The organism is Nocardioides dongkuii, assembly GCF_014127485.1.
GTDB lineage: Bacteria > Actinomycetota > Actinomycetes > Propionibacteriales > Nocardioidaceae > Nocardioides > Nocardioides dongkuii.
The window spans coordinates 348,970-365,829 of sequence record NZ_CP059903.1 but is presented as its reverse complement, the minus strand read 5'-3'; the positions used below and the strand labels follow the sequence as shown (position 1 = coordinate 365,829).

Below are 16,860 nucleotides of genomic sequence, written 5' to 3'. Positions count from 1 at the left end.
GAGGCGGGCGGGCGGGCTCAGAGGATGTCGTGCACGAACTCCGTGAGCTGGGTGAGGTTGCGGCACTCGACCATCGGCACCACCTCGCCGTACGCCCGGGCGGCGGAGTCGCCGGTGTCCCAGTGCCGCCGGTGCTCGGGGTTGAGCCACCAGGCGTGCCGCGCCCGGCCGGCCATCTCGCGCAGCGAGTCCAGGGCCAGGTCGCTGTAGTTGGAGCGCGCGTCGCCGAGCACCAGCAGCGAGGACTTCGGTCCCAGCGCGTCGCCGTGCTCCTCGGCGAACTTCGTGAACGCCCGGCCGTAGCTCGTGCGTCCCCAGAGCGCGGCGTGCGAGGTGCTCGCGGCGAGGTCGGCCATCACCTCGGCGACGTCGGCGCCCGGCCGGAAGTGGTGGGTGACCTCGTGGACGTGGTCGATGAACGTGAAGGCGCGCAGGTTCTGGAACTGGTCGCGGAGCGCGAAGACCAGCAGCAGCGTGAACTGCGCGAAGTTGGCGACCGAGCCGCTCACGTCGCAGAGCACGACCAGCTCGGTGCGGTGCGGCCGCTTCGGGCGGTGGTGGGTGGTCAGCGGGACCCCGCCGGTCGACAGCGAGGCCCGGACGGTGCGGCGGAAGTCCAGCGGCCCGCGGCGCCGCGCATGGTGCTCCTGGGTCAGCCGGGTCGCCAGCCGCCGGGCCAGCGGGTAGATCTCGCGCCGCATCCCCTCGAGGTCCGAGCGGCGGGCCTGCAGGAAGTCGAGGCGGTCGATCGAGGGCCGGACCGCCACGTCCGCGACGTGGTCGGGCCCCTTCTCCTCCGCGATCCGGCGCCGGGCGTCGCCCTCCACCATCGCGGTCAGGCCGCCCACCCGCCGGCCGGCGACCCGCTGCGCCTCCTCGTCGGTGCGGCCCTGGGCGAGCAGCCCGGCGACGATCTTGTCCACGAGCTGGGAGGGCGCCACCCGCCGCAACGCGGTGTACGCCGACCAGCTCGACAGGCCGGGCCCGCGCCCGGGCATCGCTCCGAAGCGGCCCACCATCTCGGCGGCCAGCCGCTGCAGCGCCTCCTGGTCGCCCTGGGTCAGCGCGTCGAGGAGCTGCTCGCGGAACGCCGCGAGGGCCGGACCGCTGTCCCCCACCCCCGCCTCGTCGGCGCCGTCCTGGTCCCGGCCGACGCCGTCGCCGACCATCCGCGGGAAGTAGAGGTCGAAGAGCGCGTCGAAGGTCGGGCGCAACGACGGCTTCTTGACCAGCGTCGCGGCGTACGCCTCCCGCACCGTCGCGCGCTCGTCCCACGGCAGCGCGCCGAGCGCCGCCACCGCGTCCAGGTCCTCGGCGAGCGAGACCGGCAGGCCCGCGCCCCGCAGCGCCTCGAGGAAGGCGAGGTGGCGCTCGAGCAGGCCGCTGGAGGTCATCGCCGCAGGCGGAGCTCGCGGACCGCGCGGTCCTGGTCGGAGGAGTGCTTGAGCACCACGCCGAGGGTGTCGTCCACGGCCTTGTCGTCGAGGTCGTGGATCTCCAGCGCGAGCAGGGTGCGCGCCCAGTCGACCGACTCGGCGATGGACGGCGCCTTCTTCAGCTCCAGCTCGCGCAGCCGGCCGACGGTCGCGACCAGCTGCTCGGCGAGCCGGTCCTCGAGGTCGGGGACCTGCGAGGAGACGATCTCGCGCTCGCGCTCGGCGTCCGGGTAGTCCAGGTGCAGGAAGAGGCAGCGCCGCTTGACCGCCTCGGAGAGCTCGCGGCTGGCGTTGGAGGTCAGCACCACGAACGGCCGGCGCACGGCGACGACCGTGCCCAGCTCGGGGATGGTGACCTGGAAGTCGGAGAGCACCTCGAGCAGCAGTCCCTCGACCTCGACGTCGGTCTTGTCGACCTCGTCGATCAGCAGCACCGTCGGCTCCGCGCGCCGGATCGCGGTCAGCAGCGGGCGGGTCAGCAGGAACTCGTCGGTGAAGATGTCGTCGTGGGTCTCGTCCCACGCCTGGTCGGTGCCCTGGCTCGCCTGGATCCGGAGCAGCTGCTTCTTGTAGTTCCACTCATAGAGCGCGCGCGCCTCGTCGAGCCCCTCGTAGCACTGCAGCCGCACCAGCTCCGCCCCCGTCGCGCGTGCCACGGCCTTGGCCAGCTCGGTCTTGCCGACCCCGGCGGGGCCCTCGACGAGCAGCGGCTTCTCCAGGGCGCCCGCGAGGTACGCCGTGGTGGCGGTCGCCCGGTCGGCGAGGTAGCCGGCCTCGCCGAGGCGGTAGGCGGCGTCGGCGGGCGAGGCGAACCAGGAAGTCATGGCGTCATCCTTCCGCACCGGCCCGGTTCCCGCCCGGTTCCTCCCGTCACCCGGGCCACGGGCCGTCGTTGACCGGGCATGAAGCACCGCGCCGTCCGGCTCGTCCGGGCCCTCGCCGTGGGCACGCTGCTGGCCGTGCTGGTGGTGCTGTGCCTGACCGGCGCCGGCGCGCCGCGGCGTACCGAGGGCGGGCGGAGCATCACCGCGGACGCCTACCAGCAGGTCGTCGCCCAGCTGCTCGACCGGCACCGGTGCTCCCCGCGGTGGCCCGGCGGCACCGACGGCCGGCCCGCGTCGGCGCTGATCCGCACCGAGCGCGGCCGGCTCGTCGTCGTACCTGTCGACCGCGGGTGGGCGGTCTACCGGGGCGTCCGGCCCGGCACGCTGATGGCGGTCTGCCTCGACCGGCCGTCGGCGCTCCGCGCGGACGTCGGGCGGTCCGTCAGCGGCTGACCGGGTCCGCGGAGGCGTCGGCCTCGACCGGGCGGGCGCCGTCGCGGTGCCGCTGCGCCAGCTCGGCGTAGTAGCCGGGGTTGGTGTCCACCCAGAACTCCGACGAGGTGCCCTCGATCGGCTTCCGCACGGTCGCCGGCGAGCCGGTCACCACCATGCCGCCGGGGAGCTCGGTGCCGGGGGTGACCACGGCGCCGGCGGCGACCAGCGTGCGCGGCCCCACGGTGGCCCCGTCGAGCAGCACCGCGCCGTTGCCGACCAGCGCCTGCTCCCCGACCGAGGCGCAGTGCACCACGCAGGAGTGCCCGACGGTGGCGTGCGGTCCGACCTCGAGGGTCTGTCCGGGACCCGCGTGCAGGACCGAGTTGTCCTGGACGTTGGTGCCCTCCCGGACCACGATCGTGCACACGTCGCCGCGCAGCACCGCGCCGTACCAGATGCTCGCGCCGCGCTCGACCGTGACGTCGCCGATCAGGGTGGCGGTCGGGGCCACCCAGGCGTCCGGGTGGACCGAGGGCCGCGTGCCCTCGAACTCGATGAGGATCATGCCCTCATTCCACACCGTCACCCGGTGCCGTCGCCGTCCGGCTCCCTCCCGCGCTCCCACTCCGCGAGGGCGTAGCTGCGTACGGCGGGGCTGCGGACCACCGGCCGGACCGCCTCGTCGAAGACCTCGTCGGCCGCCGCGGACTGCCCGAGGGCGCGCAGGGCCAGCCCTCGCTGGACGAGGAGGAGCGCGGTCGCGTCGTCGGAGTTGCTGATCCCGCTCGTCACGGCGACCACGTCGTCGTGGCGGGCGGCCAGGGCGTAGCAGTCGGCGAGCACCATCGCGGCGAGCACCGAGGGGTCGAGCTCCTCCGCGACCTCCACCGCCTCGTCGAGACGGCCGGTCGACCGCGCCAGCGCCACCAGCCACAGGCCCACCACGTCCCGGCAGACGGGGAACAGCGCAGACACGTCGCCGGCCACCGGCACGGACACGGTCGCGTGGGCGAGGTAGCGGCGCACGAACGGCTGGTCCTCGAGCAGGTCCTCGCTGCGCCAGGCCTCGTCGAGGAGGTCCCGCACCCGGTCGGCACGGTAGGCGCCGACGGTGGCGGCGACCAGCCCGGCGAGCGCCGCCGTGAGCGGGCCCCGGCGCGGGGCCGCCGCACGCATCCCGTCCACGTCACCGGCCATCAGGCTGCGGTGCAGCCGCCGCTCCCAGCGCGGGGCGGTCGGGCCCGGCAGGACCGTCCGGCGGTCGACCTCGCGGCCCGGCACCGCGGCGCGCAGCCAGAGCCGTCGATCGGCGCCGCTGGAGGGATCCCCCACCGTCACCCGGACGCCCGGCAGAAGCTTGAAAGCCTCCTGCCGTCGGAATCCCATACCGGAACGGTACCCGCGTCAGTCGCCGACGTTCTCGGCTCTGGACCGGTCCAGCGCGCCGGTGAGGGCGTCCAGCGTGACCGGCTTGCTGACGTAGTCGTCCATGCCCCCGGCGAGGAAGCGGTCCCGGTCGCCCGAGAGCGCGTTCGCGGTCAGCGCGATCACCCACGGCTGCACCGGGAGGTCGAGGTCGCGGATCAGCCCGACGGCCGTGAGGCCGTCCATGACGGGCATCTCGACGTCCATCAAGACGGTGTCGTAGGCGCCGGTCTGCACCGCCTCGACCGCCTCGCGCCCGTTGCCGACCACCTCGGGGACGATCCCGATCCGGCCCAGCATCCGGACGACGACCTTCTGGTTCACCAGGTCGTCCTCGGCCACCAGCACCTGCCGCTCGGAGTGGTCGGAGATCGCGGCGAGCGGGCGGGCCACCGGCACCGGCGCCTCCTGCACGGTGTCGTGGACCATCCGGATGGTCACCGTGGTGCCGACGCCGACCTCCGACTCCAGGTCGATGGTGCCGCCCATCGCCTCCACCAGGCGGCGCGAGATCGCCAGGCCCAGCCCGGTGCCGCCGTACTCCCGCGTCGTGGAGCCGTCGCCGCGCACGAAGGAGCGGAACAGGTCGGGGATCCGCGCGCTCGGGACGCCGATGCCGGTGTCGGTGATCCGCAGGACGATCTCGCAGCGGTGGCCCCAGGGCGAGCCCACCCGCTCGCACTCGACGACGATGGAGCCCCGGTCGGTGAACTTCAGCGCGTTGCCCACGACGTTCACCAGCACCTGGCGCAGCCGCATCGCGTCGCCGCGCAGCAGGGCGGGCACGTCGGGCGACTGCTGGAGGCGCAGCTCGATGCCCTTGGCCTCGGCGCTCGCGACGAACATGGTCAGCGTCTCGTCGACGACCTCGCGGATCGAGAACGGCTCGTTGGCGTACTCGAGCCGGCCGGACTCGAGGGCGGAGTAGTCGAGGACGTCGTTGACCAGCGCCAGCAGGTGGGCGCCGCTGCGGTGCGCGGTCTCGGCGTAGTCGCGCTGCTCGTCGTCGAGCTCGGTGAGCAGCAGCAGGTCGGTGAGGCCGAGGACGGCGTTCAGCGGCGTCCGGATCTCGTGGCTCATGGTGGCCAGGAAGCCGGCCTTCTCCTTGGCGGAGGCCTCCGCCGCGCGGCGGGCCTCCTCGAGCAGCCGCTCGGCCTCGTACCGCTCGGTGATGTCGGTCTGGACGGCGAAGAACCCCTCGAGGTTGCCGTGCTCGTCGTGCAGCGGCGAGAGGTCGAGGGAGATCCAGGACTCGCGGCCGTCGGCGGAGTACTGCGCGAGCTCGGCGCGGGCGGGCAGGCCCAGCGCCTGCGCCTCGTCGATCTTGCGCAGGGCGATCGGGTCGGTGGCCGGGCCGAACATGAACTCCCGCGGCTCCCGGCCGAGGATGTCGGCGAGCCGGTGCCCGGTGGAGCGCTCGAAGGCCTCGTTGACCCAGGTCATCCGGCCGTGCCGGTCGGTCGCGGTCAGCGCGATGTCGGTGGCCTGGACGATCCGGGAGTACCACTCCAGCTCGGCGTTCACGAACTTCAGGTCGTCGAGCGCGGCGATCCGGCGCCGGTTGTTGCGGACCAGGACGGCTCCGGCCAGGACGGACGCCGCCACCCCCGCGACGAAGAGCACCGCGAGCAGGATCAGGACGCGGGTCATGTCGCCGACCATGTCGTCGGCCGCCTCCTGGGCCGCGCCGACGTGCTCGCTCCCGTTGGCCACGGCCTCGTCCAGGAGGTAGTCGTAGCCCTCGTCGCCTTCCAGCACCTCCAGCTTGTCCAACGCATTGGCACGCGCTGACGTCGCGAGCACGCCCGTGCCCATCGACTCGTCGATGCGGCGCTTCGCGTTGTCCCAGTCCGCCTGCAAGCCCTGGGCATGCGCGCGCAGCGAGTCCGACTGGGCGTCGTAGGACGTCGTGGTCTCCCCGACCGCCTCGGAGACGACCTCCGCCTGGTCCTGGACCTCGCGATCCGTCGCGCCGGCCTCGAGCAGCAGGCGCAGCCGCAGCAGCTCGCGCTGCGTCTTGCCCACCTGGACGGCGTGGGGCTCGACGAGCTCCCCGGTCACCTTGACCCGGTCGTCGAGCTCGCGGGTGCCGACCACCAGGTCGGCGGCCACGGCGATGGTGAGCGCCAGGATGATGAAGGCGAGTGCCGCCAGCGCGCTGGCCCGCGAGCGGTGTCCGACGTCCTGGCTCATGCGACCTCGATGCTCTGGGGCGGCCTGTCGTGGGCGGGACCGAGCCGGGGGCCACCGGTCCCGTGGGCGACACGGTACGACGCCGGACGGCGAACCGGGCACGCCGCGCGGGGGTGTCGGGAGCACCTCAAGGCAGACTCAGGATTCTGACAAGATCGTTGACCCGCGGTTCTGCCTCGCACGGAACGTCCTTACGCTCGGAGCATGGAAGCAGTGGACCGCGCGGTGCTCGAGCGCCTCGCGGACGAGCTGGGCGACCCGGAGGCGGCCGTCGACATCGTCCGCGGGTACCTCGACCTGCTCCCGCAGCGGCTCAAGGAGCTCGGGGACGACCCGGGCGACCCCGCCGGCGACCCCGACGCCGACCTGGCCCGGCGGCGCGCGGCGCACACCCTGAAGTCCGGCGCCCAGCTGCTCGGCGCCTTCCCGCTCGCCGAGGCGGCCGCGGCCGTCGAGCACGGCGGTGGCTCGGCCGACGCCGTACGCCGCGAGGCCCGGGCCGCCTCCCGGGCCTGGCGCCGGTGGCTGGCCGCGGCGCTGGCCCGCCGGCCGTAGCAGCGCGCCGCGGTCACGTGACGGGGTCGAACTTGTAGCCGACGCCGCGCACCGTGCGGATCGGGTCCTCCTCGCCCAGCGCCTGGCGGAGCTTGCGACGCAGGTTGCCGATGTGGACGTCGACCACGTGCGCGTCGCCCTGGGCGTGCCCCCAGATCGTCTCGAGGAGCTGCACCCGGGAGAAGACACGGCGCGGCGTCTCGCTGAGCACGTGCAGCAGGTCGAACTCGATGCGGGTCATCGCCACCTGGCCGCCGTCGACGGTCACCTCGCGCGACTGGGGGTCGAGCTCCATCCGTCCGAAGGCCCGCGCGCCTGCCGCCCGCGCCTGCCGCGGGCGGCGTCGCATCGCGGCGATCCGCGCCGACAGCTCGGCCGGGGAGTAGGGCTTGGTGACGTAGTCGTCGGCGCCGACGCGGAAGCCCACGATCTTCTCGACCTCCGCGGTGCGGCCGGTGACCATCAGGACGTAGGCGTCGCTGAAGCCGCGCAGCTGCTGGCAGACGTCGAAGCCGTCCATCCCGGGCAGCGCGACGTCGATGAGGACGAGCTCGAAGTCCTGGTCGCGGGCCATGCCGAGCGCCCGCTCCCCCGAGGTGGCGACGTGGACCTCGAAGCCCTCCTGCTCCAGGATCCGCCGCGCCATGCGCACGAACTCCTCGGCGTCTTCGACGACGAGGGCTTTCGGCGAGGGCATGCCTCACCCTATTCCCTGGGAGAGCAGCGCGAACGCGCATTCCGCCACCCGACGACCGGCGATTTCCGGCTCGTTCCTCAGCCGGATCGGTTCCTCCCCGCCGGTCGCGCCGCGCCGGCCGGGCGCAGGGTGTCGGCCAGGCCCATCCGGTGCAGCAGCCGCGAGCGCTGGGCCTGCGCCACCGCGGACACGGCCTCGTCGCCGAAGTCGGAGTAGTCGACGCCGCTGCGGTAGGGGCGGTCACCGTGGGGCAGCGCGACGACGCGGGCGATCTCGTTCGCGACGCCCTGGACATCCTGCTCCACCCCGGGCGCGAAGAGGGACTCGGTCGCCTCGCCGTTGCGCGCCAGCGCCGCGCCGTACAGCGCGTCGTACGCCGCCGCGACGGCCTCGTCGCGGGGGAACTCGGCGTTGGGGAAGTGCGCGGTCCCCTGCGTGAACGGTCCCGGGAGGACGATCGAGGTCTCGATCCCGAAGCGCGCGACCTCGACGGCGACCGACTCGGCGAACGAGTCGAACGCGGCCTTGGCGGCGGTGTAGGGCGAGAGGAACGGGGGCACGACGAAGCTGGTGCCGCTGCCGACCCAGACCAGCAGGCCCGAGCCCTGCTGCCGCATCACGGGGAGGGCCGCCCGGTTCACCCGCAGCGCGCCGACGGTGTTGGTGTCGAAGGCGGCGAGGACCTGGTCGGGCTCGAACGCCTCCGTGATGCCGAACATGAGGTGCGCCGCGTTGTGGACGACCACGTCCAGGCCCCCGGCCGTCTCGACGATCTCGGAGACGGCGTCGTGGGCGGACTGCTCGCTGAGGACGTCGAGCTCCACGACGCGCAGGTCGACGTCGTGCTCCTCGGCGTGCCGGAGGAGGCCGGCCGCCTTCTCCCGGTTGCGGGCCGACGGGTCTCGCATGGAGGCGACGACGCTGTGGCCCTGGTTCGCGAGGGTGAGGGCGGTGAGGCGGCCGATGCCGGTGCCGGCGCCGGTGATGAGGATGCGGGACATGGTCTCCTCCTGTGGGATCGGTGGGAGGGTCGGTGGCGGGTGGTCGGCGGCAACCCGTGGGGACAGGTGCCGGAGGGAGCCGTCAGACCATGCCGCCGTTGGCGTAGAGGGTCTGGCCGTTGATCCATCGCCCGGGACCGGCGAGCAGGGCGACGACCTCGGCGATGTCCTCGGGGGTGCCGAGCCGCTCGAGCGGGTTCATCCTCGACATCTGGCTGATGGTCTCCTCGTCCTTGCCGTCCAGGAAGAGAGCAGTGGCGGTGGGACCGGGCGCGACGGCGTTGACGGTGATGTCACGTCCGCGCAGCTCCTTGGCGAGCACGAGGCTGACGGCATCCACCGCGCCCTTGCTCGCGGCGTACGGGCCGTAGCCGGGGAGCGCGAGCTTCTTCACCGACGTCGAGAAGTTGATGATGGCTCCGCCGTCGCGCAGCCGGCGGGCGGCGGCCTGGTTGACGACGAACGTGCCGCGGATGTTGGTGCGGTGCATCCGATCGAGCACGTCCAGGTCGAAGTCGGCGATCGGGCCGAGGGTCATCGTCCCGGCCGCGTTGACGACGACGTCCACGCCGCCGAACCGGGCCTCGGCCTCGTCGAAGAGCGCCGCGACGTCGTGCTCGTCGGCGACGTCGGCGCGCTGGGCGAAGGCGTGGCCGCCGTGCGAGGTGATCGCGTCGACGGTCTCCTGCGCGGCTGCCTCGTTCCCGGCGTAGCCGACCGCGACCCGCTGCCCGTCCGCCGCGAGTCGTCGGGCCACCTCGCGGCCGATGCCTCGGGAGCCGCCGGTGACGATCGCGACCCGCTGGTCGTCCGTGGTGGTCGTGGTGCTGGTCTCTGTCATCGCGTTGGCTCCTGTGACCGGTCGGGATGGGGTGCTTCTCGGCTATCCACGCTGACGGCTCGGACGGATCACGATCTCGTTGACGTCGACGTCGGCCGGCTGGTCCATCGCGAAGGCGATCGCCTGGGCGATCGCCTCGGGCGAGATCGATGCCGCGCGGTAGGACCGCATGGCCTGGGCGGCGTCCGGGTCCGTGATCGTCGACGCCAGCTCCGACTCGACGACGCCCGGCGAGATCGTGGTGACCCGCAGCGAGGAGTCGGACTCCAGGCGAAGCCCCTCGGTGATGGCCCACGCTGCGTACTTCGTGCCGCAGTAGACCGCAGCCGTCGGCGCCACCGAGTGGGCACCGATCGAGGCGACGGTCACGACATGACCCGAGCCCTGCTCGGTGAAGTGGGGCAGCACGGCGGCGATGCCGTGCAGGAGGCCACGGACGTTGACGTCGATCATCTGGTCCCACTCGTCGACGAGCTGGGCGTCCAGGCGCGACAGGGGCATCACCCCGGCGTTGTTGACGAGCACGTCGACGCGCCCGAAGCGCTGGACGGCAGCCTCGACGAACGCCCGGGTGTCCTGCCGGTCGGTCACGTCCAGGGCGCGTGCCTCGAGGCACCCTCCGGCAGCCTGCGCCGCGGCCCCGTGCTCCTCGACCAGGGACTGCAGCCGGTCGGCCCGGCGCGCCCCGGCGAGGACCTGGTGGCCGGCTCGCGCCAGGTGGGCGGCGACAGCAGCCCCGATGCCGCTGCTCGCGCCAGTGATCACGACGACACTCACGATGACCTCCTGCGGACTGCAACTCCGACACGGGCGGTCGGACAAGCACCACGGTCCATCGACAGGGACCGGGACGAACAGACCGCGGCGTTCCTGGGAGCAGCGCACCTAGGCTCGCCGCGCGAATCGCCGTAGCCTGGGGAGGGTGAGCGAGCTCGGTGAGTACCTCCGGTCGCAGCGGGAGCGGCTGACCCCGGCCCAGGTCGACGTGCCGCACACCGGCCACCGGCGAGTGCCGGGGCTGCGCCGGGAGGAGGTCGCCATGCTCGCCGGCATCAGTGTCGACTACTACGGACGCCTCGAGCAGGGCCGTGAACGCAGTCCCTCCACGCAGCTGCTCGAAGCGCTCGCCGCAGCGCTCCGACTCGACGACGACGGACGCCAGCACCTCTTCCGCCTGGCCGGACTGGCCCCCCGCGCTCAGCCCGGGCCCACCATCGAGCGGGTCGACCCCCGCCTGCGCCAGCTGATGGATGCGTGGAAGACCCACCCGGCGCTCGTCGTCACCCGCGCCTACGACGTCCTCGTCGCGAACGAGCTGGGCGACGCCCTGTTCGGGTGGTCCGACGCCGAGGGGAAGCGACGCGACAACCTGATGGCGCTGGTCTTCCTGGAGCCGCGGGGTCGTTCGCTCTACCGCGACTGGGATCGCGTGGCCATCGACTCGGTCGCCGCGTTCCGCCTGGGACACGGAGCCGACCCGCACCACCCCCGGACCCAGGAGCTGCTGGCCGAGCTGCTGAGCCGCAGCCCGGAGTTCCAGGAGCTGTGGGCCAAGCACGACGCGCGCGGGAAGAGCGCGGGGACCAAGGAGTTCGTGCACCCGGAGGTGGGACCGCTCACGCTCCACGCGCAGGCGTTCGACGTCCGATCAGCCCCCGGCCAGGAGCTGGTCGTCTACCACGCAGAGGCGGGCTCCCCGTCGGCCGCGGCCCTCGACCTGCTCGGCACGCTCGCCGCCACCGCCCGCCGACACCAACCGGCTCCCGACGACCGCCTCCTGCGGGACGCCTAGCGCCCCCACCCGCCGAGTCGGCGCGAATGTCCGGGTTTTCCCCAGGCGGGCTGTGGAGAAGCCGGACACCAGCGCCGACTCGGCGGGCGGAAACAGACCAGCCCGGACCCACGAGTGCTGGGTCCGGGCTGTCGGATGTCGGATGACATCGCCTGGCGGTGGCGGTGGGATTTGAACCCACGGTGGGTTTGACCCCACACATCATTTCGAGTGATGCACCTTCGGCCGCTCGGACACGCCACCGCGGAGGAATGTACCGGAGCGCGCAGGGGCGGGCGAAATCCCCCCTTCGCACTGTCGGCAGGCGGCCCTACTGTCGGTCCATGACGCTCTCACTCGGCATGATCAACTTCGACAGCACCGACCCCGCCCCGCTCGCCGCCTGGTGGGCCGAGCAGACCGGCGGGACGGTCGACGATCCGTACGGCGGCACCTTCCTGCTCGTCCGCGGCGGCTCCCTCCCCCTGATGCTCGCCTTCCAGCAGGTCGGCGACCCCACCCCGGGGAAGAACAAGATCCACCTCGACCTCAGCGCCCCCGACCTCGACGCGGAGGTCGAGCGGCTGGTCGCCGCGGGCGCCACGGTCGTGGGCGACCGCGGCGACGAGGACTTCCGGTGGGTCACGCTGGCCGACCCGCAGGGCAACGAGTTCTGCGTGGCCGCCGCCGACACCGCCGAGTCCGAGATGGGCGGCTGACGGGGTCGGCCTCAGATCCCCTGCGCCAGCCGGTGGTACGCCGCGTTCCAGCGCAGCTCGCGCTGGAAGGCCCGCGGGGTGGTGTCGGCGTCGATGGTGAGCATCTCGGTGCCGGTCATCTCGGCGAAGTCCTCGAGCACCTCGGCGCCGATCGACTTGGACAGCACCGTGTGGTGCGGGGCGCCGGCCATCAGCCAGGACTCGGCCGAGGTCGAGAGCGACGGGCGGGGCTCCCAGACGGCGCACGCCACCGGCAGCCGCGGCAGCGCCTCGTCCGGCTCGACGACGTCGATCTCGTTGACGGTCAGGCGGAAGCGGTCGCCGAGGTCGGAGAGCCCGGCGACGACGCCGGGGCCGGGGTCGGCGGTGAACCGCAGCCGCACCGGGTCCTCGCGGCCGCCGATCGAGAGCGGGTGCACCTCCAGCGACGGCCGGGACGTGGTGATCGACGGGCACACCTCGAGCATGTGCGCGCCGAGGATCTTCTCCTCGCCGGGGACCAGGTGGTAGGTGTAGTCCTCCATGAACGAGGTGCCGCCGGGCAGCCCGGCCGCCATCACCTTGGTGGCGCGGAGCAGCACCGAGGTCTTCCAGTCGCCCTCGCCGCCGAAGCCGTAGCCGTCGGCCATCAGCCGCTGCACGGCCAGGCCGGGCAGCTGGCGCAGCCCGCCGAGGTCCTCGAAGTTGGTGGTGAAGGCGCCGAAGCCGCCCTCGGTGAGGAACTCGCGCAGGCCCAGCTCGATGCGCGCGCCGACCCGCAGCGACTCGTGGCGATCACCGCCGGGGAGCAGCTCCGGGGCGACGGCGTAGGTGTCGGCGTACTCGGCGACGAGCTTGTCGACGTCGGCGTCGGCCACCTGGTCGACGACGGCCACCAGGTCGTTGACGCCGTAGGTGTTCACCGAGACGCCGAACCGCAGCTGCGCCTCGACCTTGTCGCCCTCGGTCACCGCGACGTCGCGCATGTTGTCGCCGAACCGCACCAGCTTGAGGCGGCGCAGCTCGTCGCGGCCCAGCGCGGCGCGCGCCCACTGGCCGATCCGCGCGGCCACGACCGGGGAGTCGACGTGGCCGGCGACGGTCTTGCGGGCGACGCCGAGCCGCGACTGGATGTAGCCGAACTCGCGGTCGCCGTGCGCGGCCTGGTTGAGGTTCATGAAGTCCATGTCGATCGTCGACCACGGCAGCTCCATGCCGGCCTGCGTGTGCAGGTGCAGCAGCGGCTTGCGCAGCGCGTCGAGCCCGGCGATCCACATCTTGGCCGGCGAGAAGGTGTGCATCCACGCGATCACGCCGACGCACTGCGGGTCGCTGTTGGCCTCCAGCATCCGGCGGTGGATCGAGACCGCGTCGAGCAGCACCGGCTTCCAGACGACCCGGACCGGCTGGTCGGGCGTGGCGTCGAGGCGCGCCGCGATCGCCTGCGACTGCGCGGCGACCTGGTCGAGCGTCTCCGGCCCGTACAGCGCCTGGCTGCCGGTGAGGAACCAGACCTCCGGGGCGGGGGTGGACGGGGCCGTGGGGGTGCTCATGGTGTCGGTGCTCTTTCCGTAGTGCCGCGCGGGTCAGCGCTGGCCGTAGACGTTCTGGTAGCGGTCGTGGAGGGCGTCGACGGCGGACTGCTCGATCGCGAGCGGCTCGCCGAGCTGGCGCGCGACGTGCACCGTGCGGGCGACGTCCTCGCACATCACCGCCGCCTTCACCGCCGCCTTCGCGGTGGGCCCGATGGTGAAGACGCCGTGGTTGCGCATCAGCACCGCGGGCGAGCGGCTCCCGCGCAGCGTCTCGACGATCCCGCGGCCGATGGAGTCGTCGCCGATGATCGCGAACGGCCCCACGGGGATCTCGCCGCCGAACTCGTCGGCGCCCATCGTCAGCACGCACGGCACCGGCTCGCCGCGGCTCGCCCACGCGGTGGCGTACGTCGAATGGGTGTGCACCACGCCGCCGACGTGCGGCATCTCGCGGTAGACGTAGGCCTGCGCCTCGGTGTCGGAGGACGGCGCGTGCTCGCCGTCGACGACCCGGCCCTGCAGGTCGCAGACGACCATGTTCTCCGGCGTCAGGTCGTCGTAGGAGACCCCGCTGGGCTTGATCACCAGCAGGTCGTGGCCGGGCACCCGCGCCGAGACGTTGCCGGCGGTCCACACGACCAGCTGGTAGCGGGTCAGCTGCTCGTGCAGCGCGCAGACCTCGCGGCGCAGCCGGCCGATCGTCTCCTGCACGTCGGTGCCGGCGCTGGTGCTCGCGCTCATCACTCCCCCGTCCCGGCCAGCGCCCCGCGGCGGATCGCCTTGAGCCGGCGCATCGTGGTGGTGTCGCGCCCGAAGTGGTCGTGCAGCTCGAGGTAGATCCCGAACAGCGCGTCGTACGCCTGGGCGCGGGCCTCGTCGGGCCGGTAGACCGCGTGCCGGACCTTGCCCATCGCCTTCGCCGCCGTGGGCACGTCGGGGTAGGCGCCCGCGGCGACCGCCGCGTGGATCGCCGAGCCCAGCGCCGGGCCCTGCTCGGAGTCGATGATCGAGAGCGGCAGGCGGGTGACGTCGGCGTAGACCTGCATCAGCAGGGGGTTCTTCGCCAGGCCGCCGGCGACGATGAACTCCTCGACCGGGACGCCGCTGTCGCGGAAGGTCTCCACGATCACCCGGGTGCCGAAGGCGGTCGCCTCGAGCAGCGCCCGGTAGACGTCCTCGGGCCGGGTGGCCAGGGTCTGCCCGACGACCAGCCCGGAGAGCTCGTGGTCGACGAGCACCGAGCGGTTGCCGCTGTGCCAGTCGAGGGCGACCAGGCCGTGCTGGCCGACCTCCTGGGCCGAGGCCAGGCGGGTGAGGTGCTCGTGCAGCGACTCGCCCGCGGCGGCCGCCGCCTCGGCGTACGCCGGAGGCACCGAGGACGACGTGAACCAGCCGAAGATGTCGCCCACGCCGCTCTGGCCGGCCTCGTAGCCCCAGCTGCCGGCGACGATGCCGCCGTCGACGACCCCGCACATGCCGGGCACCTCCCGGAGCACGTCGGCGCTCATCACGTGGCACGTGGAGGTGCCCATGATCGCGACCATCTGCCCGGCGTCCACGGCCCGGGCGGCCGGCGCGGTGACGTGGGCGTCGACGTTGCCGACCGCGACCGCGATGCCCTCCGGCAGGCCGGTCCACGCCGCGGCCTCGGCGGTGAGGGTGCCGGCGCGCGCGCCGAGCTGGCCGATCGGGTGCTCGACCTTGTCGGCGAAGAACGGCCCGAAGCCGGGGGCGAGCGCCTCGAGGTAGTCGGCCGAGGGGTACTCGCCGTCCTGGAGCACGCCCTTGTAGCCGGCCGTGCAGGCGTTGCGGACGTAGTCGCCGCACAGCTGCCACACGATCCAGTCGGCCGCCTCGACCCAGCGGTCGGTGCGGTCGTAGAGCTCGCGGTCCTCCTCGAAGAGCTGCAGGCCCTTGGCCAGCTCCCACTCCGAGGAGATCAGGCCGCCGTACCGCGGCAGCCAGGACTCGCCGCGCTCCTTCGCCAACCGGGTCACCCGGTCGGCCTGGCCCTGCGCGGCGTGGTGCTTCCACAGCTTGACGTAGGCGTGCGGGCGGTCGGCGTACCCGGCCTCGGAGAGCGGGGTGCCGTCAGCGAGGCAGGGCACCATCGTGCACGCGGTGAAGTCGGTGGCGATGCCGATCACGTCGGCGGGGTCGACACCCGACGCGGCGACGGCCGCCGGGACGGCGGTGCGCAGCACCTCGCGGTAGTCCTCGGGCACCTGCAGCGCCCAGTCCGGCGGCAGCCGCCGGCCGTCGTCGGGCAGCCGGTCCTCGATCACGGCGTGCGGGTACTCGTGCACGGCGGTGCCGAGCTCGGCGCCGTCGCTGACGCGGACGACCACGGCGCGGCCGGACAGCGTGCCGTAGTCCGCGCCGACGACGTACTGGTCCCGGTCGGGCATCTGCTACCTCTTCCTCGGTCGGGTCTTCGCACGGGGGGCGGGCGGGCCGCTGCTGGCGCGCACGACGAGCTCCGGGCCGATCAGCCGCTCGGGGCCCGGCGAGCCCGCGAGGGCGGCCTGGAGGATCTCGATCGCGCGCCGGCCGACGGCCGTGAAGTCCTGGCGCACGGTGGTCAGGGGCGGGACGAGGTACGCCGCCTCCGGGATGTCGTCGAACCCGACGACGCTCACGTCGCCGGGGACCGACCGGCCGCCCTCGGACAGCGCCCGGAGCAGGCCGAGCGCCATCTGGTCGTTGGCGCAGAAGACCGCGGTGACGTCGTCGCGCCGGACGATCTCGAGGCCGGCCTCGTAGCCGCTGCGCGCCGACCAGTCGCCGCCGACGTGCTCGGAGGGACGCAGGCCCGCGGCGTACATGGCGCGCTGCCACCCGGCGAGCCGGGCCCGGGCCTCGGTCCAGGACTGCGGCCCGGCGAGGTGCAGGATCTCGGTGTGCCCGAGCTCGACGAGGTGACGGGTGCCGAGCTCGGCGCCGGCGACCTGGTCGACGCCGACGGTCCACCGGGTCTTGTCCTCCTCGCCCTCGACCACGATCACCGGGGTGCCGAGGTCCTCCTGGCCGCGCGCGACGTCGAGCGCCTCGTCGGTGGCGGCGATCAGCACGATCGCCTCCACGCCCTGGTCGCGCAGGTGGTTGATCGCGTCGAGCAGCTCCTCGCGGGTGAGGCTCTGCAGGTTGGCGGAGCTGACGTAGTAGCCGGCCTCGCGGCCCGCGGCCTGGATCGAGCGGTGCACCGTGCTCGGGCCCCAGAACCCGCTCTTGGAGCCGATCACCCCGATCGTGGCCGACCGCTTGGTGACCAGCGCACGGGCCGCGGTGTTGGGGCGGTAGCCGAGCTGGCGGATCGCCTCCAGCACCCGCTCCCGGGTCTCCGGGCGCAGGTTGCTCTGCCCGTTGACGACCCGCGACACCGTCTGGTGCGAGACGCCGGCGAGGCGCGCGACGTCGGCCATCACCGGCGTCCTCTCGGCCGATGGGCG

Annotated in this window: 17 protein-coding genes and 1 tRNA gene; 4 read left to right on the top strand and 14 right to left on the bottom strand. The window is 73.4% G+C overall.

The genetic code is table 11. From position 1 onward, the window contains the following. Positions 1-17: 17 nt before the first annotated feature. Together H4O22_RS01655 and H4O22_RS01650 are read right to left on the bottom strand one after the other, a co-directional pair. Positions 18-1,394 carry a vWA domain-containing protein gene (locus H4O22_RS01655; protein WP_182525387.1) on the bottom strand — a complete coding sequence of 459 codons (1,377 nt, stop codon included), beginning with the start codon at positions 1,392-1,394 and terminating at the stop codon, positions 18-20. Continuing rightward, positions 1,391-2,260: an AAA family ATPase gene (locus tag H4O22_RS01650; protein ID WP_182525386.1), complete on the bottom strand. Its 870-nt coding sequence runs from the start codon at positions 2,258-2,260 to the stop codon at positions 1,391-1,393. Before H4O22_RS01650 ends, H4O22_RS01655 begins: the two co-directional genes overlap by 4 nt. Positions 2,261-2,338: 78 nt before the next feature. Between H4O22_RS01650 and H4O22_RS01645 the strand changes: the two genes are divergently transcribed. Continuing rightward, positions 2,339-2,713, top strand: a complete 375-nt coding sequence (locus tag H4O22_RS01645; RefSeq protein ID WP_182525385.1) for a hypothetical protein — start codon at positions 2,339-2,341, stop codon at positions 2,711-2,713. Here the strand turns inward: H4O22_RS01645 and H4O22_RS01640 are convergent. Genes H4O22_RS01640 through H4O22_RS01630 form a run of 3 tightly spaced genes read right to left on the bottom strand, consistent with a single transcriptional unit; the run spans position 2,703 to position 6,313 of the window. Continuing rightward, the gene (locus H4O22_RS01640; protein ID WP_182525384.1) at positions 2,703-3,260 is read right to left on the bottom strand and encodes a gamma carbonic anhydrase family protein; all 558 of its coding nucleotides are present in this window, start codon (positions 3,258-3,260) and stop codon (positions 2,703-2,705) included. The genes H4O22_RS01645 and H4O22_RS01640 overlap by 11 nt on opposite strands. A gap of 17 nt (positions 3,261-3,277) precedes the next feature. Beyond that, complete coding sequence (locus tag H4O22_RS01635; RefSeq protein WP_182525383.1) at positions 3,278-4,081, bottom strand: hypothetical protein; 804 nt, start codon at positions 4,079-4,081, stop codon at positions 3,278-3,280. Positions 4,082-4,099: 18 nt separating this feature from the next. Next, the gene (locus H4O22_RS01630; RefSeq protein ID WP_182525382.1) at positions 4,100-6,313 is read right to left on the bottom strand and encodes a hybrid sensor histidine kinase/response regulator; all 2,214 of its coding nucleotides are present in this window, start codon (positions 6,311-6,313) and stop codon (positions 4,100-4,102) included. A 204-nt stretch (positions 6,314-6,517) separates the two neighbouring features. On the opposite strand from H4O22_RS01630, the gene H4O22_RS01625 reads away from it, so the two are divergent. After that, positions 6,518-6,868 (top strand): Hpt domain-containing protein, encoded by a 351-nt coding sequence (locus H4O22_RS01625; protein ID WP_182525381.1) that lies wholly within the window; start codon positions 6,518-6,520, stop codon positions 6,866-6,868. Positions 6,869-6,881: 13 nt separating this feature from the next. On the opposite strand, the gene H4O22_RS01620 is transcribed toward H4O22_RS01625, so the two are convergent. The 4 genes from H4O22_RS01620 to H4O22_RS01605 all read right to left on the bottom strand — a co-directional run bounded on the left by H4O22_RS01620 (position 6,882) and on the right by H4O22_RS01605 (position 10,184). Further along, the gene (locus H4O22_RS01620) at positions 6,882-7,565 is read right to left on the bottom strand and encodes a response regulator transcription factor (protein ID WP_182525380.1); all 684 of its coding nucleotides are present in this window, start codon (positions 7,563-7,565) and stop codon (positions 6,882-6,884) included. Between the two features lie 77 nt (positions 7,566-7,642). Next, complete coding sequence (locus H4O22_RS01615) at positions 7,643-8,566, bottom strand: SDR family oxidoreductase (protein WP_182525379.1); 924 nt, start codon at positions 8,564-8,566, stop codon at positions 7,643-7,645. A gap of 82 nt (positions 8,567-8,648) precedes the next feature. Next, positions 8,649-9,407 (bottom strand): SDR family oxidoreductase, encoded by a 759-nt coding sequence (locus H4O22_RS01610; RefSeq protein WP_182525378.1) that lies wholly within the window; start codon positions 9,405-9,407, stop codon positions 8,649-8,651. Between the two features lie 42 nt (positions 9,408-9,449). Beyond that, positions 9,450-10,184 (bottom strand): SDR family oxidoreductase, encoded by a 735-nt coding sequence (locus H4O22_RS01605; RefSeq protein ID WP_244963063.1) that lies wholly within the window; start codon positions 10,182-10,184, stop codon positions 9,450-9,452. Between the two features lie 145 nt (positions 10,185-10,329). Between H4O22_RS01605 and H4O22_RS01600 the strand changes: the two genes are divergently transcribed. Continuing rightward, on the top strand, positions 10,330-11,199 hold the full coding sequence (locus tag H4O22_RS01600) for a helix-turn-helix domain-containing protein (RefSeq protein WP_220451249.1): 870 nt from the start codon (positions 10,330-10,332) through the stop codon (positions 11,197-11,199). A 153-nt stretch (positions 11,200-11,352) separates the two neighbouring features. On the opposite strand, the gene H4O22_RS01595 is transcribed toward H4O22_RS01600, so the two are convergent. After that, positions 11,353-11,442: transfer RNA gene (locus H4O22_RS01595), tRNA-Ser, on the bottom strand. 80 nt (positions 11,443-11,522) lie between these two features. Between H4O22_RS01595 and H4O22_RS01590 the strand changes: the two genes are divergently transcribed. Further along, the gene (locus H4O22_RS01590; RefSeq protein WP_182525377.1) at positions 11,523-11,897 is read left to right on the top strand and encodes a VOC family protein; all 375 of its coding nucleotides are present in this window, start codon (positions 11,523-11,525) and stop codon (positions 11,895-11,897) included. Positions 11,898-11,908: 11 nt separating this feature from the next. Here the strand turns inward: H4O22_RS01590 and araA are convergent, their stop codons facing one another. The 4 genes from araA to H4O22_RS01570 are packed head-to-tail and all read right to left on the bottom strand — an operon-like array spanning position 11,909 to position 16,833. Further along, on the bottom strand, positions 11,909-13,429 hold the full coding sequence (araA, locus tag H4O22_RS01585; RefSeq protein ID WP_182525376.1) for an L-arabinose isomerase: 1,521 nt from the start codon (positions 13,427-13,429) through the stop codon (positions 11,909-11,911). A 33-nt stretch (positions 13,430-13,462) separates the two neighbouring features. Beyond that, positions 13,463-14,152, bottom strand: coding sequence for an L-ribulose-5-phosphate 4-epimerase (locus H4O22_RS01580; RefSeq protein WP_182525375.1), 690 nt, complete (start codon positions 14,150-14,152; stop codon positions 13,463-13,465). After that, positions 14,152-15,819: a ribulokinase gene (araB, locus tag H4O22_RS01575; RefSeq protein ID WP_182525374.1), complete on the bottom strand. Its 1,668-nt coding sequence runs from the start codon at positions 15,817-15,819 to the stop codon at positions 14,152-14,154. The genes H4O22_RS01580 and araB overlap by 1 nt, the downstream gene beginning before the upstream one ends. Positions 15,820-15,822: 3 nt before the next feature. Continuing rightward, positions 15,823-16,833, bottom strand: coding sequence for a LacI family DNA-binding transcriptional regulator (locus H4O22_RS01570; protein WP_182525373.1), 1,011 nt, complete (start codon positions 16,831-16,833; stop codon positions 15,823-15,825). Positions 16,834-16,860: the final 27 nt, after the last annotated feature.

What these genes read in the sequence shown, in the direction of transcription:
- H4O22_RS01630 (WP_182525382.1), bottom strand. Translation starts at nt 6,313, where the DNA reads ATGAGCCAGGACGTCGGACACCGCTCGCGGGCCAGCGCGCTGGCGGCA.
- H4O22_RS01620 (WP_182525380.1), bottom strand. Translation starts at nt 7,565, where the DNA reads ATGCCCTCGCCGAAAGCCCTCGTCGTCGAAGACGCCGAGGAGTTCGTG.
- H4O22_RS01625 (WP_182525381.1), top strand. Translation starts at nt 6,518, where the DNA reads ATGGAAGCAGTGGACCGCGCGGTGCTCGAGCGCCTCGCGGACGAGCTG.
- H4O22_RS01580 (WP_182525375.1), bottom strand. Translation starts at nt 14,152, where the DNA reads ATGAGCGCGAGCACCAGCGCCGGCACCGACGTGCAGGAGACGATCGGC.
- H4O22_RS01610 (WP_182525378.1), bottom strand. Translation starts at nt 9,407, where the DNA reads ATGACAGAGACCAGCACCACGACCACCACGGACGACCAGCGGGTCGCG.
- H4O22_RS01655 (WP_182525387.1), bottom strand. Translation starts at nt 1,394, where the DNA reads ATGACCTCCAGCGGCCTGCTCGAGCGCCACCTCGCCTTCCTCGAGGCG.
- H4O22_RS01590 (WP_182525377.1), top strand. Translation starts at nt 11,523, where the DNA reads ATGACGCTCTCACTCGGCATGATCAACTTCGACAGCACCGACCCCGCC.
- H4O22_RS01650 (WP_182525386.1), bottom strand. Translation starts at nt 2,260, where the DNA reads ATGACTTCCTGGTTCGCCTCGCCCGCCGACGCCGCCTACCGCCTCGGC.
- H4O22_RS01640 (WP_182525384.1), bottom strand. Translation starts at nt 3,260, where the DNA reads ATGATCCTCATCGAGTTCGAGGGCACGCGGCCCTCGGTCCACCCGGAC.
- H4O22_RS01570 (WP_182525373.1), bottom strand. Translation starts at nt 16,833, where the DNA reads ATGGCCGACGTCGCGCGCCTCGCCGGCGTCTCGCACCAGACGGTGTCG.
- araB (WP_182525374.1), bottom strand. Translation starts at nt 15,819, where the DNA reads ATGCCCGACCGGGACCAGTACGTCGTCGGCGCGGACTACGGCACGCTG.
- H4O22_RS01645 (WP_182525385.1), top strand. Translation starts at nt 2,339, where the DNA reads ATGAAGCACCGCGCCGTCCGGCTCGTCCGGGCCCTCGCCGTGGGCACG.
- araA (WP_182525376.1), bottom strand. Translation starts at nt 13,429, where the DNA reads ATGAGCACCCCCACGGCCCCGTCCACCCCCGCCCCGGAGGTCTGGTTC.
- H4O22_RS01615 (WP_182525379.1), bottom strand. Translation starts at nt 8,566, where the DNA reads ATGTCCCGCATCCTCATCACCGGCGCCGGCACCGGCATCGGCCGCCTC.
- H4O22_RS01635 (WP_182525383.1), bottom strand. Translation starts at nt 4,081, where the DNA reads ATGGGATTCCGACGGCAGGAGGCTTTCAAGCTTCTGCCGGGCGTCCGG.